This is a genomic window from Leptospira perdikensis (genome assembly GCF_004769575.1).
In the GTDB taxonomy this organism is placed as follows: Bacteria; Spirochaetota; Leptospiria; order Leptospirales; family Leptospiraceae; genus Leptospira_A; species Leptospira_A perdikensis.
Genome location: NZ_RQGA01000014.1, coordinates 98595 through 115000 on the forward strand (window position 1 = coordinate 98595; position 16406 = coordinate 115000).

The 16406-nt window shown below is 39.1% G+C and carries 19 protein-coding genes; 4 read left to right on the top strand and 15 right to left on the bottom strand.

Going from position 1 to position 16406, the window contains the following annotated elements:
• Positions 1–3: 3 nt before the first annotated feature.
• Positions 4–1596, top strand: a complete 1593-nt coding sequence (gshA, locus tag EHQ49_RS13275) for a glutamate--cysteine ligase (protein ID WP_135580154.1) — start codon at positions 4–6, stop codon at positions 1594–1596.
• Between the two features lies 1 nt (position 1597).
• On the top strand, positions 1598–2605 hold the full coding sequence (gene gshAB / locus EHQ49_RS13280) for a bifunctional glutamate--cysteine ligase GshA/glutathione synthetase GshB (RefSeq protein ID WP_135580155.1): 1008 nt from the start codon (positions 1598–1600) through the stop codon (positions 2603–2605).
• A gap of 21 nt (positions 2606–2626) precedes the next feature.
• Here gshAB and EHQ49_RS13285 read toward each other — a convergent pair whose 3' ends face one another.
• The 11 genes from EHQ49_RS13285 to EHQ49_RS13335 all read right to left on the bottom strand — a co-directional run bounded on the left by EHQ49_RS13285 (position 2627) and on the right by EHQ49_RS13335 (position 10357).
• Positions 2627–2869 carry a glutathione S-transferase N-terminal domain-containing protein gene (locus tag EHQ49_RS13285; RefSeq protein WP_135580156.1) on the bottom strand — a complete coding sequence of 81 codons (243 nt, stop codon included), beginning with the start codon at positions 2867–2869 and terminating at the stop codon, positions 2627–2629.
• Between the two features lie 6 nt (positions 2870–2875).
• Positions 2876–3184, bottom strand: a complete 309-nt coding sequence (gene grxD, locus EHQ49_RS13290; RefSeq protein WP_002982746.1) for a Grx4 family monothiol glutaredoxin — start codon at positions 3182–3184, stop codon at positions 2876–2878.
• A gap of 2 nt (positions 3185–3186) precedes the next feature.
• Positions 3187–3411 (bottom strand): BolA/IbaG family iron-sulfur metabolism protein, encoded by a 225-nt coding sequence (locus EHQ49_RS13295; RefSeq protein ID WP_100743087.1) that lies wholly within the window; start codon positions 3409–3411, stop codon positions 3187–3189.
• A gap of 1 nt (position 3412) precedes the next feature.
• On the bottom strand, positions 3413–4084 hold the full coding sequence (locus EHQ49_RS13300) for a glutathione S-transferase family protein (RefSeq protein ID WP_135580157.1): 672 nt from the start codon (positions 4082–4084) through the stop codon (positions 3413–3415).
• A gap of 11 nt (positions 4085–4095) precedes the next feature.
• On the bottom strand, positions 4096–4380 hold the full coding sequence (locus tag EHQ49_RS13305) for a BolA family protein (RefSeq protein ID WP_135580158.1): 285 nt from the start codon (positions 4378–4380) through the stop codon (positions 4096–4098).
• Positions 4364–5134 (bottom strand): ABC transporter permease, encoded by a 771-nt coding sequence (locus EHQ49_RS13310; RefSeq protein ID WP_135580159.1) that lies wholly within the window; start codon positions 5132–5134, stop codon positions 4364–4366. The genes EHQ49_RS13305 and EHQ49_RS13310 overlap by 17 nt, the downstream gene beginning before the upstream one ends.
• Positions 5135–5136: 2 nt before the next feature.
• A complete protein-coding gene (locus EHQ49_RS13315; RefSeq protein WP_135580160.1) occupies positions 5137–6054 on the bottom strand; it encodes an ABC transporter ATP-binding protein in 918 nt (305 codons plus the stop codon).
• Complete coding sequence (gene trhO / locus EHQ49_RS13320; RefSeq protein WP_135580161.1) at positions 6055–7086, bottom strand: oxygen-dependent tRNA uridine(34) hydroxylase TrhO; 1032 nt, start codon at positions 7084–7086, stop codon at positions 6055–6057.
• Entirely contained in the window at positions 7083–8465 is a 1383-nt protein-coding gene (locus tag EHQ49_RS13325; protein WP_135580162.1) for a dihydrolipoyl dehydrogenase, read from the bottom strand. Before EHQ49_RS13325 ends, trhO begins: the two co-directional genes overlap by 4 nt.
• 93 nt (positions 8466–8558) lie before the next feature.
• Positions 8559–9350: an SDR family NAD(P)-dependent oxidoreductase gene (locus EHQ49_RS13330; RefSeq protein WP_135580163.1), complete on the bottom strand. Its 792-nt coding sequence runs from the start codon at positions 9348–9350 to the stop codon at positions 8559–8561.
• Positions 9347–10357 carry a zinc-binding alcohol dehydrogenase family protein gene (locus tag EHQ49_RS13335; RefSeq protein WP_135580164.1) on the bottom strand — a complete coding sequence of 337 codons (1011 nt, stop codon included), beginning with the start codon at positions 10355–10357 and terminating at the stop codon, positions 9347–9349. Before EHQ49_RS13335 ends, EHQ49_RS13330 begins: the two co-directional genes overlap by 4 nt.
• A 98-nt stretch (positions 10358–10455) precedes the next feature.
• On the opposite strand from EHQ49_RS13335, the gene EHQ49_RS13340 reads away from it, so the two are divergent.
• Positions 10456–11358: a LysR family transcriptional regulator gene (locus tag EHQ49_RS13340; protein WP_135580165.1), complete on the top strand. Its 903-nt coding sequence runs from the start codon at positions 10456–10458 to the stop codon at positions 11356–11358.
• On the opposite strand, the gene EHQ49_RS13345 is transcribed toward EHQ49_RS13340, so the two are convergent.
• Genes EHQ49_RS13345 through serA form a run of 3 tightly spaced genes read right to left on the bottom strand, consistent with a single transcriptional unit; the run spans position 11348 to position 14176 of the window.
• The gene (locus EHQ49_RS13345) at positions 11348–12148 is read right to left on the bottom strand and encodes an endonuclease (RefSeq protein WP_135580166.1); all 801 of its coding nucleotides are present in this window, start codon (positions 12146–12148) and stop codon (positions 11348–11350) included. The two genes, EHQ49_RS13340 and EHQ49_RS13345, sit on opposite strands and share 11 nt — an antisense overlap.
• 5 nt (positions 12149–12153) lie before the next feature.
• The gene (locus tag EHQ49_RS13350; protein ID WP_135580167.1) at positions 12154–12930 is read right to left on the bottom strand and encodes a hydroxyacylglutathione hydrolase; all 777 of its coding nucleotides are present in this window, start codon (positions 12928–12930) and stop codon (positions 12154–12156) included.
• Positions 12931–12952: 22 nt separating this feature from the next.
• Complete coding sequence (serA, locus tag EHQ49_RS13355; RefSeq protein WP_135580168.1) at positions 12953–14176, bottom strand: phosphoglycerate dehydrogenase; 1224 nt, start codon at positions 14174–14176, stop codon at positions 12953–12955.
• 57 nt (positions 14177–14233) lie between these two features.
• On the opposite strand from serA, the gene EHQ49_RS13360 reads away from it, so the two are divergent.
• A complete protein-coding gene (locus EHQ49_RS13360) occupies positions 14234–14779 on the top strand; it encodes a hypothetical protein (RefSeq protein WP_135580169.1) in 546 nt (181 codons plus the stop codon).
• A gap of 134 nt (positions 14780–14913) precedes the next feature.
• Here the strand turns inward: EHQ49_RS13360 and lysS are convergent, their stop codons facing one another.
• Complete coding sequence (gene lysS, locus EHQ49_RS13365) at positions 14914–16398, bottom strand: lysine--tRNA ligase (RefSeq protein ID WP_208732231.1); 1485 nt, start codon at positions 16396–16398, stop codon at positions 14914–14916.
• Positions 16399–16406 lie beyond the last annotated feature (8 nt).

Consider the following 16406-nt stretch of genomic DNA (forward strand, 5'->3'; position numbering starts at 1 on the left):
ACCATGAAACGAAAGTTATTAACATCGACTAAAAAAAATTCAACACGTACATTATTATCAGAAGAATACAGAGCTTGTTTGCTAAGCGCCAAACATGGATTAGAGAGAGAAAGTGCCAGGGTCGATGGAAAGTCGCAACTAGCATCCACTCCTCATCCCAAATCACTCGGAGCAAGTCTTACCCATCCACTCATTAAAACCGATTTTGCCGAAGCACAAATTGAATATGCCACCAATGTACATAAATCCATTCCTGATGCTCTCCGAGAACTCACTGAGTTACATGCCTTTACGGCTAGTCGGTTGGGTTCTGAATACCTTTGGCCTTTTAGTATGCCGCCGGTTTTGCCAACAGAAAACAAAATTGAAGTCGGAAACTATGGAACTTCCGTTGAGGGTCGAAAAAAAACCATCTATCGGAATGGACTCGGTCACCGGTATGGAAAGAAGATGCAAACCATTTCGGGAGTCCATTACAATGTTTCCTTCGACACCTGTATGTTGTCGGTGGTCTCTGAAAAACGTTTTAAAAAACCTTTAACACCAGCGACTAAATCACAAATTTATTTTGATACCATTCGTAACTTTTATAGAATTTCCCCTGCGTTATTGTATCTATTTGGATCATCTAGTCTAACGGATGTTACTTTTACGGATGAATCCAAACAAATCAAAAAAAGAGATTCCAAAACTCTAAAATCCGATTTTGCCACAACCCTTCGCCTTTCTAGTATTGGTTATACCAGTAAAGTACAAGGAAAATATCCGATCTCAGTAAATTCGTTAGAAGAGTATGCGAGTGATATGTGTCAGGTGGTTTCCAAATCCTACAATCCTTACAAAGCGTTCAATGGAAAACCAACCAATCAATTGAATGATCATATTTTACAATTGGAAAACGAATACTATTCTCTTGTTCGACCAAAACAAGTTCCAAAAGGAGACGAACGTGTTGTGGATGCTCTCGTGGAACGTGGTGTGGAGTATTTAGAAATTAGACTTCTTGATTTGGATCCATTTTCTGCCATTGGTGTCGAAGAAAACAGACTCTATTTTTTACATATGGTTCTTCTTTATTGTATGTTGAATGAATCACCTAAATCTGATTTGGTGGAGATGGCTGATTGGAGAAAAAACCAAGAGGTCACCACTTGGTTCGGACGAAAAGAAGATACTAAAATTAAGTTTCTAGGGGAAGAGATGAATCTTCGGGATTTGACCTACCAACTTTTTGTCGAAATCCAACCCATTGCTGATCTTTTGGATGAAAATGATGCAAATGGCCCTTATAGCAAAGCCTGGGAAAGTCTTTGGGAAAAATGGAACGATCCTAGCCAACTTGGTTCCACAATGTCAGAACTTGATTTAGAAATCCATAAATCAACTTTTAGAGAGTTTGGGTTAACCCTTGCTAAATTGCATAAAGAAGAACTTCTAAATTACCCACTTCCGCCGAACCTGGTGAAATATTATGAAGATTTAAGTGTTCAATCCATTTACGAACAACAAAAGATAGAAAATTTAGAAGGCAGTCATTTAAAGAAAAATCAAAAACCCATTCAAATCAAACCCTTAAAACTTTGTAGTGGGGTTTGAAGTGACAGATACAAAACCATTACCTTCTGGATTTGAAGATTTAGAAATTTCCACACAAATCATCATTCGAGATGCCCTAACTCGTGGGATCAAAATTGAGATGGTAGACAGAAAGGAAAATTTCCTTCGTCTCGTACAAGGAAGTCACTCTGAGTTTGTCAAAGAGGCAAGTAAAACTAGATTGGATAGTTTGATGACTTACCTTGTTATGGAGAATAAAATCGCCTCTAAACTTGTGTTAGAGGAAAATGGAATTCGTGTTCCTGTGGGTCGAAATTATTCGAATTTGGAAACAGCACTTTCTGACTATACTTTCTTTTTAGATAAAAAGAAAGTGATCAAACCTGTAACAACCAACTTTGGACTAGGAATCGGAATCTCCGATCCAGGAGATCGTTTAGATAAGTTTACATCATTTGTCAAAATTGCTCTTGGACTTTCTAACTCCATCATCATTGAAGAATTCATCGAAGGGCCTGAGTATCGATTTTTAGTTCTTGGAGAGGAAGTGATCGCTGTTTGTAACCGGGTGCCTGCAAACGTTTTGGGCGATGGAAAAAGTTCAATTCGGGATTTGATTTTAAAAAAGAATGAAGACCCGAGACGGGGAGAAGGCCATAAAACTGCGTTGGAAAAAATTCAAATGTCAGAAGTGGAATTACAAATTCTAAAAGACCAAGGCCTTAATTTTGAATCGGTTCCTGAAATAGGAAAACAGGTTTTCCTCAGAAAGAACTCCAATATTTCTACCGGTGGGGATTCACTTGATGTTACTGATAATGTACATCCGGATTTTAAATCCATTGCTGTCTCCGCAGCCAAAGCGGCTGGGGCTGTGATTTGTGGAATCGATATCATCTCTTCTCAGATTGAATCAAAACCGGATACAAAAACCTACGCGATTCTAGAAATCAATTTCAATCCAGTACTCTATATCCATGAGTTTCCATACTCCGGCAAACCGAGGTTTGTTGGTGATAAAATTTTGGATTTACTTGGGTTTGATTGATTTGTTTATCAATCGAAAGATTTAAGAGTATTTTGTTCTTAGGTATGCGATGATGTCTGTTGATTCATACATCTGGACATTCCCATCCACAAGGAATGGAACTTGGGACTGTCCTCCGAGCCTGACTACTTCTGCTCGACCAGGAGTTCCTTGAAAAGCCTCTACGTATTCTATATCTTTTCCCACGACAAGCCCAAGAGATTCTGCAGCGCGAATCACTCTTTGGCAGTAGGGGCAAGTATCATATTGGTAGAGGCGAATCATTAGAAATTATCCTGCTTTTTTTGTCAGTTCACCGGACTGAGCCATTTGGATGGTGATGTCATGACCACCCACAAATTCACCTTTGATGTAGAGTTGTGGAATGGTAGGCCAGTTTGTGAATTCTTTGATTCCTTCTCTGATTTTCATATCAGAAAGAACATTAAAGGATCCAAAAGGGATTCCGAGTTGTTTGAGAGTGGTGACAACTCCCGCAGAAAATCCACATTGTGGCATTTCCGGTGTTCCTTTCATAAATAGAAACACGTTTTCTGATTTGATTAAGGATTCAATTTTATCCTTTAACTCTTGTTCCATGGTTATTCGCTCCTAGTTTCCAATGCCAATGCATGGATTTCTTCTTTTAATTCATCTTTCAAAGTGGCATACACCATACGGTGTTGTTCAATGAGACCTTTGCCGGAAAAACCAGAAAAGGTAACCACAGCCTTGATATGGACTCCGTCCCGATAGGGATCAAGAATTTCCACTTTAGAGCCGGGTAGGCCATCTTCAATTTTCTTTTGGATTTCTGGGATTGTCATCCTATAGTATTCCTCCCATCCACGAATGGTGGGCTTTGATAAATTCAAGATATTCTTTAGGCACTTCTGGTAAAACAGAATTCTTTACCGAAGGCAGTGAAAGTAGAGTTTCACTCCATTTCGTAATTTTAGGAAAATCTTTTAATAGGTAGAGTTCCGGTTTGTGATCTGCCAAAAATTGTAACCTCATGAAAAATGGGGCAAAAGCAGTATCCACTAAATGCATTTTCTCTCCGGCAAAATAGAGTGTTTTGCTTTCCAACTCCGGCAAACCAGTTTCTAGAATTTTGAATTTGGAAAGGAGCTCTTCCCGTTTTTTATCGGAGTCCGATTTTTCTTTGGCCATAGTCCAACCGTATTGGTCCACAAGAAGGGCACTTGCAAATTCTGTCCAGGAGCGATGTTTTGCTTTTTGGATGGGGTCTTTGGGATGAAGGGCAGGAGCACTTGTTTCATCTAGGTATTCATTGATGACTGCGGATTCGAAAATGACATCGTCTCCTACTTGTAAGACGGGAACTTTTCCAAAAGGAGAAATCTTTAAAAACCAATCGGGTTTGTTTGCGAGGTCAATGTATTTGATATCGTAATCCACTTTCTTTTCCAGAAGGTTGATGACGGAACGTTGGACAAAAGGGCAAAGTTTAAAACTGATGAGAACTGGTTTGGTCATATTTATTAGACTCAACCTGGGGCAGAAAGGTCCATTTCCAAAGCATGGAGTCCTTTCTTAAATTCTTCTCCCAGTTCGGCGTAGACCAATCGGTGGTTTTCTACTGTGGATTTTCCTGAAAATAACGAGGAAACCATTTGCAAACGGAAATGGGTTTCCTTCGAATCTTTAGTCATTCCGGGATGACCCGCATGTTCGAGGGAAACATCCCGAAGGGAAAACGAGACAGGTTGAAATTTTTGCGAAAGGATTTTTTCCATCCGACTGAGTCTTGATTCTTTAGTTTCTGATTCCATAACCAATTTTCATTAACCTCACATTGATCCAAAATAGTACTCCCGATAGTAGAGTGATAAATCCAAAAGAAAAGTATAAATTGACATCGGTAACACCAATAAACCCATACCGAAATAAGTTTACCATATATAGAATTGGATTACAATAAGAAACGGTTTGCCAAAATCCAGGTAAGTTCTTTACCGAATAAAACACACCACCAAGGTAAGTGAGAGGGGTTAAGATAAAAGTAGGGATGATGGTCACATCATCAAACTTTTTTGCAAAAAGGGCGTTGGCAAACCCACCAAGAGAAAACAAAATTGATGTCATTAGAATGGTAATGATGATCACAAAAGGATTATGGAATCTAAGGTTCGTAAAAAACAGGGAAGTCAAGGTGACTAAAATTCCCACAAAGATACCACGAACCACTCCGCCAAACGTATAACCAACGACGATTGTATAAGGTGATGTAGGGGATACGAGTAACTCTTCAATGTTTCTTTGGAATTTACTAGAGAAAAAAGACGATACTACATTGTTATAGGAATTTGTGATGACACTCATCATAATGAGTCCAGGCACAATGAATTCAATATAAGTGAACTCTCCAATTTTTCCAATTTGGCGTCCGACGAGTTCGCCAAAGATCAAAAAATACAAGGCCATTGTAATGACAGGTGGGATGAGAGTTTGTACCCAAATCCGGATGATTCGAATCCATTCTCTTCTCACAATGGTATGTAAGGCTGTGAAGTTTTGTTTCCACATAATTAGTTTTTTCCTGTTAATGATAAGAATAGTTCTTCCAAACGATTGGATTTGTTTCTAAGACTCAAAACTTCTAAGTTTAGTTTTGTCAGTTCCGTAAACAATTGGTTTACCGATTCTTTTTTATCCAATTGTACTTCTAAACTGTGATCGTCTAACCATTCCCAGTTGAATTTTTTGGACATAGGTTTGGATTTGATGGATTTTTTCAAATCGATGATAAAGGTTTCTTTGTCCAACCGGTGGAGGAGTTTTTTCATCGATGTATTTTCGACAATTTCTCCCTTATCAATGATGGCTATGTTTTTACAAAGAGATTCAGCCTCTTCTAGGTAATGGGTTGTGAGGATGATGGTTTTTCCGGCTTGGTTCAGTTCCTTTAAAAAATCCCACATGGATCTACGGATTTCTATGTCTACACCTGCTGTAGGTTCATCCAAAATGAGAAGTTTGGGATCGTGGACAAGGGCACGTGCGATCATAAGCCTTCGTTTCATTCCTCCACTGAGTTGACCAGCAGCTGACTTTCGTTTGTCTATGAGGGAAAGTTTTTCTAAATAGTATTCTACTTTTGCTTTGGCTTCTTTGTAAGGGATTCCATAAAAACCAGCTTGGTTGATAAGAATCTGCTCTACTGCCTCAAAAATTCCAAAATTAAATTCTTGGGGAACAATTCCGAGAAAGGTTTTGGCAAGGTCGGGTTGTGTGTCAATGTCAGTTCCGAAGATTTTGACTTTCCCACCTGATTTGTTGATAAGAGAACTTAAAATTCCAATGCTTGTGGATTTTCCGGCACCATTCGGTCCGAGTAGGGCAAAAAAATCTCCAGCTTCTACTTTCAAATCGATGGAACGAAGGGCTCTTACTCCATTCGGATAGGTTTTTTCTAAACCTTCGAGTTCTATTGCATATTTTTGCATTTATTTTCCTACTAGTTTTCTTGTTAGGTGGTGTGTTGGATACTTTTTGTTTTTAATATTTTCTTTTCTTAGGTTTTTTTGTGTTTCTTCAGGAAGTAAAATTATATTTTTACACTCTTCAGAACAACAACCTAGAAGTTCTTTGGAACAGTCCTTACATTGGATGAGAAGGACATGGCATCCGAGGTTTGCGCAGTTGGTATGGCGGTCACTCGGTTTTCCACAGACATAACAAACCGTAAGGATATCATCAGTGACCCTTTCTCCAAGGCGATCATCAAAAACAAAATTTTTACCTTTGAATTTGGAAGGGACACCTGCATCCAGAACTGCTTTTGCGTAATTGATGATCCCACCTTGTAATTGGTGCACTTTCGAATAACCTTTATACTTTAAGTAAGCACTTGCCTTTTCACAGCGAATTCCACCAGTGCAGTAGAGTAGGATTTTTTTGTCCTTATCCTCTTTTAATAGATCTTCGACAAGGGGTAGTTCTTCTCTAAATGTTCCAACATCTGGTAAAATAGCATTTTCGAAATGTCCCACTTCGGATTCATAGTTGTTCCGAAGATCCACAACAATGACTCCAGGTTCTGCGAGCGCCTCATGAAACTCCAATGGTGTTAGGTGGGTTCCTACATCGGAGGGATCAAACTGGGAATCATCCAATCCATCTGCGACAATTTTTTTCCGAACCTTGATGGCCAGTTTGATAAAACTTTCCTTTCTATCCTCAACTGCATCGTTAAAATAAATTTGTTTTAGTTCGGGAATTGAATCTACTGCCGTCCGAAGAAGGTCGTAGTTTTCCGTAGGAATCGAAAATTGGGCATTGATTCCTTCTTTTGCTAGGTAAATTCTTCCTAGGATTCCTAAATCCTCGAAGGCATCATAAAGTTGATCTCGAAATTGAAGAGGGTCTTCGATTTTTACATATCGGTAGAAGGAAATGACTCGGCGTTCCCTTGTATCACTTTCCACACGTTTTTTTAAGGTTTCTTTGTCGTAACGATTGAATAAAAACTTTTTCATTTTGCCCCTTTTAGTTTTTCTTCTTTTACTTTACGGAATGCATTTCTAGTAATTTCCGAAATGGCGGGATGGATGTAGATCATTCCTAAATAATCATCCAACTTTGCCTTTAGATACATGCCAAGAAGGATTTGGTGGATGAGGTTTGCCGCTTCGTCCCCTATGATATGGGCACCTATCACTTGTTCGGTTTCTTTCGAAACTAGAACTTTCACAAGACCAGAATCAGACATTCTCGCCATTCCCGTGGCACTGGAAGAATAGGGGTTCACTCCTTTGTAATAAGGAATTTGTTTTTGGATGAGTTCTTCTTCTGTAAAACCTACACTAGCAATTTGCGGATGAGTGAAAACCGCTTCTGGCATCGGTGGGTACTGGATGGGAAGATTCGTTTTTGTTCCATACAAATGGTCAAAGAGATACTCTCCTTCAAAGTTGGCACTATGCCTGAAAAAATAACGACCGATCACATCACCAAAGGCATAAATTCCAGGTTCTGTGGTTTCTAAGGTATCACTTACTTGGATATACCCACTGGCGTTTGTTTGGATCTTTGTATGTTCTAAACCTAAGTCATCGGTGTTTGGTCTGATGCCTGTTGCTACTAGCAGTTGTTCTGCGGAATGGACGCTTGTTTTTCCTTCCGCGTTCGTTCCTGTTACGATAAACAACCCATCTTTGTGTTCTACCGTTTTGATTTGGTAATGGGATTCTATCGGGAAAGGCAAATGTTTGTTTAATTCTTTTTTAATCTCTCCGTCGGCTGATCGCAATATGTCTGTTCGCGTGAGACCTGTCACTTGGCAACCGTATGCCTTGTAGGCAGCTCCGAGTTCCAAAGAAATAAATCCGGCTCCGATGATAATCAGTGATTTCGGAAACTTGTCCGGTGATAGAGCTTCTCTAGATGTCCAGAAGGGAGTAGCTTTTAATCCAGGGATTTCTGGGATATTGGGTCTTGTCCCTGTAACAATGAATATATGTTTGGCGGTATATGTTTCTTCTCCATCGGTAAGAATGCGTTTGTCTATAAATCGAACTTGTTTGGGGTAATAATCAATATTTGGATTTTTGTCGTAGGCTAAAGGAATGGAATCGGAATCTTGTTTTACCGTTTCATTCACGCGTTTGAAAATTTGGGTCACATCGGCACTAGGTTTTTCTTTGAAAAATACAGGAAACTTTTCCGTATCCGATGCCATACGAATGAGTTCAGAAGGGTAAATCACCATTTTCGAGGGGATACAACCTCTGTTGAGACAAGTCCCACCAGGCGTTTCCTTTTCAAACACAGCCACTCGTTTTCCAATTTTGGAGGGTGGGGTGACAAGTTTGGTTCCCGCACCCGCACCAATGACAATGATGTCATATTCTTTCATACAGGTTCCAGCATCGAAATTCGGCGGTTTTCTGTAAATGAAGCAAAATCTCTTTTCCTAAATTTAGAAAGAACTGCCGTCTCTCTTTCCTTTTTAAATCGATTTATAAACCCCACCATCTGCTCTCACGGAGGCTCCATTGATCATGGAAGCCAGGTCACTTGCCAAAAAAACAATTACATTTGCGATCTCTTCTGGTTTTGCAAATCTTCCCGCAAGAGACGAGGGTCTATTTTCACGAATGAAATCCCTTGCCATCTCTTCATTTGATTTTCCCTTTTCTTTCGCCAGGGCTTGGATGAATTCTTCAACTCCTTCGGAAAGTGTGGGACCTGGTAATACAGAATTGACGGTAACATTGGTTCCCTTACAAACTTCAGCACTCCCCCTAGAGATAGAAAGTTGTGCGGTTTTACTCATCCCATAATGCACCATCTCTACCGGAATGTTGAGAGCCGATTCACTCGAAACAAAAACAATCCGCCCGTAGTTTCTTTTTAACATTCCTTTCAAATAATTTTGTGTGAGTTCCGCCCCACTAAGAACATTGGTCTCATACATTTTTTTCCAATCCTCTCTTGAAATTTCGAAAAAAGGTTTTGGTTCGAAGTAACCGGCATTGTTGATTAGTACATCAAGCTCTGGGATTTGTTTGGTTAGTTTTTGAATTCCTTCTTCTGCTGCCAAATCAGCGAATACACCGCCTAACTTTGCATTGGGTAGGATGGATTTGATTTCGGCTTTGGCCGTTTCCACCGCACTGTCTGACCGGCCATGGAGGAAAACTTCTGCTCCTTCTTTTGCAAAACTGAGGGCGGTTTGAAATCCGATCCCCTTTGTAGATCCTGTCACTAATACTTTTTTATCTTTTAAACCTGTATTCATTTTCTCATTCCTCCGAGTACAATTTTACCGATTGTTTTTCCTGTTTGTAAAAGTTCGTGTGCTTTGTTTAGACTCTCTTCTGTCATCTCACCCAAATCCAATTGATTGGTAGGAATGATTTTTCCTTTTTCCACTAGTCCTGCAATTTCTTCTAACAATTGTTTTTGTCTGATACGATCTTCTGTTTGGAACATTGACCTTGTAAACATAAACTCATTCAAATACCCGTTACTTTTGGATTTAAGAAGATTCATATTGAGAGGAGAGGCCGATTCTACAATGGAACAAATATTTCCAAAGGGAAGAAGCACCTTTGCCAAATTTTCAAAATGGTCCTTTGGATCGCTAAAGAGGAGGACTTCGTTTACGCCACCATCTCCAAAAGTTTGGATTTGTTCCAGGTAATCTTTGTTTGGATTCACGACTAAATCAGCACCGAGGGATTTGACCCAAGCCACTGATTCTTCCCTTGAAGCTGTGGCGATGACCTTGGCCTTGGTCATTTGTTTTAGGATTTGGATGGCGATACTTCCCACACCACCCGCGCCGGCAACGACAAGCACATTCTTTTTTGCCAAAGGGTCCAACTTTAGTTTATCAAATATGGATTCGTAGGCTGTAATCGTTGTTAATGGAAGAGAGGCCGCTTCTTTAAAATTTAAGTTTTTTGGTTTTTTCCCTACGATCCACTCGTCGACAACTTGAAATTCGGCGTTACTCCCTGGTCGTTTGATGTCCCCCGCATAATAGACTTCCTCTCCTAGTTTCAAACTGGAAACTTTCGCACCTAACTCCGTAACCACACCTGCTGCATCCCATCCTAAAATCCTAGGCCCAGGATTTTCTTTTTGGATCGAATTTCTGACTTTATAGTCAACCGGATTGACAGAGACTGCCATTACCTGGACACGAACATCATGATCCCCCAATGGCTCCATAGGAATCTCTAACGACCGTAATACGGATTTGTTTTCTTTGGGATCATAAACAGAAACAATTGCTTTCATAATGTTCGGTCTCTAAGGTGTGTGGATTTTTGTAAATAAAAAAGATCCAATGTGCTTCCTACTTGACTAATTGTATATTTTTGGTTTACAATAGATGTATGATTCCTTCCGTTCGTGACCTCGATGATCTAAAAACCTTTGTTTTGGTAGTACAAGAACGAAGTTTTACCCAAGTGGCTTCCCGGATGGGAGTGACGAAGGCAGCTGTCGCCAAACGAATCCAAGGGTTAGAGAAAGTTTGGAACACCCAGTTGTTCTACCGGAACACAAGAAAAGTGATCCCTACAAGAGATGCCGACCTAATTTTCCAGAAAGTAATCACAGTCCTTGAAAACGTAAAGGATTTGGAAAACTCGATCACCAAAAAGGATGAGTTAGAAGGAACCCTTCGAGTCACTTGTGTGAGTTCTATGTCTCACAATTTTGTTTCCGAAATCATAGAGAAGTTTCAAAAACAGAATCCTAAAATTACGATCCAACTCATCGTCACTGATAGTTTGTTAGATCTTATGGAAGAATCCATTGATATCGGAATTCGTGTGGGAATGGAAGTTCCTTCTGGGTTACTGGGAACGGAACTATTTAAAAATCGAATCTCTATTGTAGCTAGTCCTTCCTATATCAAAGCTCATAAACCAATCCTTTCACCAAAAGATTTAGAAACCCATAATCTTTTGTATTTGGATTTACATAAGGTGCTTCGTTTTTCCGGGACCAATCTTAGTTTGAATGATGTGAGTCGGAAAAGAAATTTTTTATCAAACGATGCAGCAAGTTTGGTGCAAATGGGTATCAAGGGGAAGGGGGTTCTTATCAGATCTTTTTGGGATATAGAGGAGGCAATACAAAGTGGAAAACTAATTCCCATTCTTGGTTTGTTTCCTTTGGAAAATTTTGGTAGTGTTTGGGTGGTTCATCCGAACAATCGAACGCCTTCTCGAAGGATGATGGTTTTTCGTAATTTTTTAGAATCGGAGTGTAGTTTCAAATTCAATCAATGAATGGGTTTTTTACTTTTTGGATTTTTTCGATGATTTCATTTTTCCTAATTTCAAATGTATCGGGTGGGTCTAGTTTGTCCCAGGACTCATAGAGTTTTCTTCTCGTTTCAGGAACTGCAATTCCATATTTCCATTCCATATAAAAATAGGTTCGGGCAATGTCTCCGCGAATGTTTGGTTTTGGTTCTGCTGTTTGGTTTTTGAAATTGATTTCAAAATCACAAAGACCATACACCCTTTCTTCCCCTTCAATTTCTCCATAAGAAAAGATTCCCCGGTCCGCATTGATTTCACCAGGGACAGGAACAATATTGTGTAAATCTGCTTCCATTTTGTTAAACTCAGGATCGGTTCCTTGGCAACATTTACGTCCCCGCACCAGTTTTCCATTGGATTCACAATCTTTTTTAGTCCAACATTCGCGGGTATTTCCAAAACTATGAGCTGGGACTATATGTTCCCATTCAATCCATGTTTGGCGGTGGTTGTCTTTTCGGCTACTGAGACCACAGGATTCAAAGTCAATTTTCAGTCTTCCTTGCACTTCTGAATCTTCGGAAAACTTACAACCACAGTAAAAATCAGTTCCTACTTTTTTATAAAATCGTTTCAAAACACGTTTGGCTTTTTGAAAATCAAAATCTCTTTCTGGTTTCGATTCCCCGGTATACTTTTCTTCTGAATCAGAATACAAATAAACACTAACAAAGGATAATAACAAAATACTGGTTGTTACGAGTAGGACATTCTTCCAAAAAGATCTAGAGATTGGAAATTTTTCTTCAGACATAGGGCTTACCAGTTGTCTCTTAACTTTCGTAAGGTTAAAAATACCGAACGATCATTGGGTGTTTTTATTTGCAATTCTTCGAGTCTGTTTTTGACAGAACTGGTCGTCCTTCTAAAAAATGGATTCAGTTTCTTTTCTATCCCCATTTCTGAAACCTGATAGGGTTGTAATGATTCTTTAAATTCTTCGCGAAACTTGTTTTCAGGGTCTACATGTTCTGCAAATTTCAAATTGTTTTCCCAATAATCATGTCCGGGATACAGTAAACAAGAATCGGGTAGGGTTTCATAACGATCTTGTATCGTATCATACAAAACGTTAGGATCTCCGCCGCGAAAACAATTTCCTACTCCCACATTAAATAAAGTATCACCTGAAAAAATACCTAAAACAATTTTTGGGTTTTTGCGAACAAAACTTAGGTGAGAAAATGTATGACCCGGTGTGTCCCAAACTACTAGAGATTCTTCTTCTACAGAAAATACAATATCACCTTCCGCTAAAATTTGATCCATCCCTGGAATTTTATGTTTGGCATCTTTATGTCCGTAAATGATTGCATTTGTTGCTTCTTTTAATTCCAGATTCCCTTGCGTATGGTCCCCATGTTCGTGAGTATTTAAAATTCCTTTGATTTTGACTCCTAACTTTTTGGCATATGTAAGGACTCCCTTTGCATCAAAGGGATCAATACAATAAGCCTCGCCTGTTCTGTTGGAATAAACGAGGTAACTAAAGTTTCTAAGAGGAGAGTTTGTAAAAATGGGAAGGATTTCTATCATTTGGATGTATCCTTCCCAAGTTCTAATACAGGATTCGAGTTCGAATGGAGTGTTTATGGGCTTTGATTTTATCTTTCAATTCATTACCCAAGTTTTTGTCTATTTCCATACTCAAATAACCAATGTTTGCTGAGGTGCTTAAGTTTTGAGTCAGGATATTTCCACCCATATCAGAAATGATTGAGTTGATATCTCTTAAAAAACCTGGTTGGTTTTGGTGAATATTGAGTATTCTATGGTATCCCGATTTCAAACTTCCGAGTTCAATATTAGGGAAGTTTACGGAGAAGGTTGTAGATCCATTGTTAACATACTTCAATAGTTTTTCAGCAACTTCCGATCCAATATTTTTTTGTGCTTCTTCTGTCGAACCACCGACATGAGGTGTTAATATAACATTTGGTAGATGTTGGAGAGGACTAACAAAGGGATCATCATTTGACTTTGGTTCTTCCGGGAATACATCCACTCCTGCCCCAGCAAGTTTTCCAGATTTTAATCCTTCCACAAGAGCATCAATCTCTAATACTTTCCCTCGAGAGAGGTTCAGTAAATAAGCACCTTGTTTGACAAGGTTCAAATGTTCTTTACGGAATAGATTTTTTGTTTCGTCAGTTTCCGGAACATGAAAGGTAATGAAATCGGATTGTTGTAGCAGCTCTTCATAACTGTGAACAGAAGAGGCATTTCCCAATGGAAGTTTGGAAATGATATCAAAAAAGACTACCTTCATTCCCATCGATTCTGCAAGAACAGAGACTTGTGATCCAATATGTCCGTAACCGATAATTCCAAGTGTTTTGCCACGTACTTCAAAACAACCTTTTGCAATTTTATTCCATTTTCCTAGATGGACATCGCGGGATTGATCGGTTGCTTTTCTTGCAAGCATGATGATCTCTGCGATGACAAGTTCGGCAACCGATCTTGTATTACTGTAGGGAGCATTAAAAACAGGAATCGCACGTTTTTCTGCGTCTTCTAGTTCGACTTGGTTTGTTCCGATACAGAAACATCCAATGGTCATTAATTTTTTAGCATTCTCTAGGGCTTTAGTTGTAACATTTGTTTTGCTACGAATGCCTAAAACATGAACATCTGCAATTTTTTCGATGAGTTCTGCTTCTTCCATCGCATCTTTAACGAGGGTGACGTCAAAACCGTCTCGGTGGAAAAGTTCATACGCATCCTTGTGGATGTTTTCCAGAAGTAGGACTTTTATTTTTCCTTTAGGATAAGATACCATAGGAACAGGATTTTTTCCTTTGCCAAACCTTGCACCTCGAAAAAGCTTGAGCTTACCATGGAAAGAATCTTCTCACTCACCCGAATTTCCTCCATTTTCCTCACTTTTCTGCTTTTTGTTTCCTGCTCAGGAACGAGAGCCTATGTGGTCACACCGGAACCAACCTTAGACCAACAAACTGCCATTTCCAATGAGGTTTGTTTGAAAAGGTTTCTATTCGTTTTTGCGAAACGACCTTGTGTGTATTTTAAAGCGGAAAGGGACAATACTTCAGGCCTTGTTCAGTATTTTTTACTTTATGAAATTGGAACCTTTGATGTAGATTTGCCCATTGGTGTTTCCCTAAAACTGGGAGATACATGGAACAACCTAAAACGTACCAATACCGACTATTCTGACACCATCATCATTACCTCCGCCATTTCTTCAGAAATCATTCCGAAAGTGGGTGAAAGCCAAAATATTGGAATCAGTTATACGAACAGAAAGGAAACGTTCAATTATCAGTTAACTTCGAGCCAAACAGCTTCTTTACAAGCTAACTTGTCGAAACTCATTCGCACCATCGAATCAGAACCAAAACTCAATATCAACAAAAAGTAAAGTTTTCTGTTTTGATAAAAAAGAAAAGCCTCTTCAGGATTGTATCCTTCGGAGGCTTTTTTATGTTTCAAACTTTTCTTTAAAATTTTTTAAAACAAATCAGGGAACTAGTTTTGTATTTTTGAATTTTAAATTTATTCAGGTCGCATTAGTGGGAATAGGATGGTATCACGGATGGAGTGAGAATCTGTGAGTAACATCACAAGTCGATCGATTCCGATTCCAAGTCCTCCTGTTGGTGGAAGTCCATATTCTAAGGCACGGATATAATCATCGTCCATCATAAAGGCTTCATCGTCACCAGCTTCTCTTTGTTTCACTTGTTCTTCAAATCGTTCTCTTTGGTCAAACGGATCGTTTAACTCGGTGAAGGCGTTCCCAATTTCGCGTCCGGCAACATATGGTTCAAAACGTTCCACATATTTGGGATCGTCTTCCCCAGATTTTGCCAGTGGTGAAAGTTCTTTTGGAAAATCAGTAATGAAGATCGGCTGAATTAGGTGTGGTTCAACAAGGGAACTAAAAACATCATCACATACTTTCCAAATGGAAACGGAATCAGAAGAGTCCACACCTTTGGTTTTTGCCTGTGCGATGGCATCTTTTAGCTCTGTGATTTTGCTAAAATCAATTCCTGAATAGTCTTTGATGATATCAATGTATTTCACACGTTTCCATGGAGGAGATAAATCAATTTGGTCTTTTCCATAAGCAAACTTTAAACCTTTGCCAATGGACTCAGCCACAGAAACAATCATTCTCTCTGTAAGAGATAACATGGTTTCCATATCACCGAAGGCCATATAAGCTTCCATCATCGTGAATTCAGGATTGTGTTTTGTAGAAATTCCTTCGTTACGAAAGTTACGATTGAGTTCAAACACTCTATCCATTCCGCCAACAATAAGTCGTTTTAAATAAAGTTCAGGAGCAATACGAAGGAAAAGTTCCATATCCAAAGTATTGTGATGGGTCACAAATGGACGTGCCGCAGCGCCACCAGCAATAGGTTGCATCATCGGAGTTTCTACTTCTAAAAATCCTTCATTTGTCAAAAATTTTCGAATTTCAGAGATGATCCTAGAACGCATTTTGAACGTTTCTCTTACGTTTTCATTCACAACAAGATCCACATACCGCATTCGATAGCGTTGTTCTACATCAGAGAAAGCATCATAAATAACGCCATCTTTCTCTTTGACTACAGGAAGCGGGCGGATACATTTTGCAAGAAGTTGAACGCTTGTTAAGTGAAGTGTTGTTTCCCCTTTTTGTGTTTGGAACAACCAACCCTCAATTCCAATCCAATCTCCTAAGTCCAATGATTTAAAGAGAGAGTAATTTTCTTCTCCCAAATCATCACGTGTGGCATAAAGTTGAATCAAACCTTCTGCATCTTTTAAGTGAGCAAAACTTGCTTTACCCATCACTCGTTTCGCGTGTAAACGACCACCAAGTTTGAATGATTTTTTTTCTGTTTGATTTGGATCAAATCCCGCAATTAGAGATTTGGAATTGGCATTAGGAAAAAAACGAAGTGGATAGGGATTGATTCCTTTTGTTTTTAAATCGTTAATTTTTTGAATGCGTTGTTCAATCAGTTCGTTGGAATCTTTAATTTCATCCA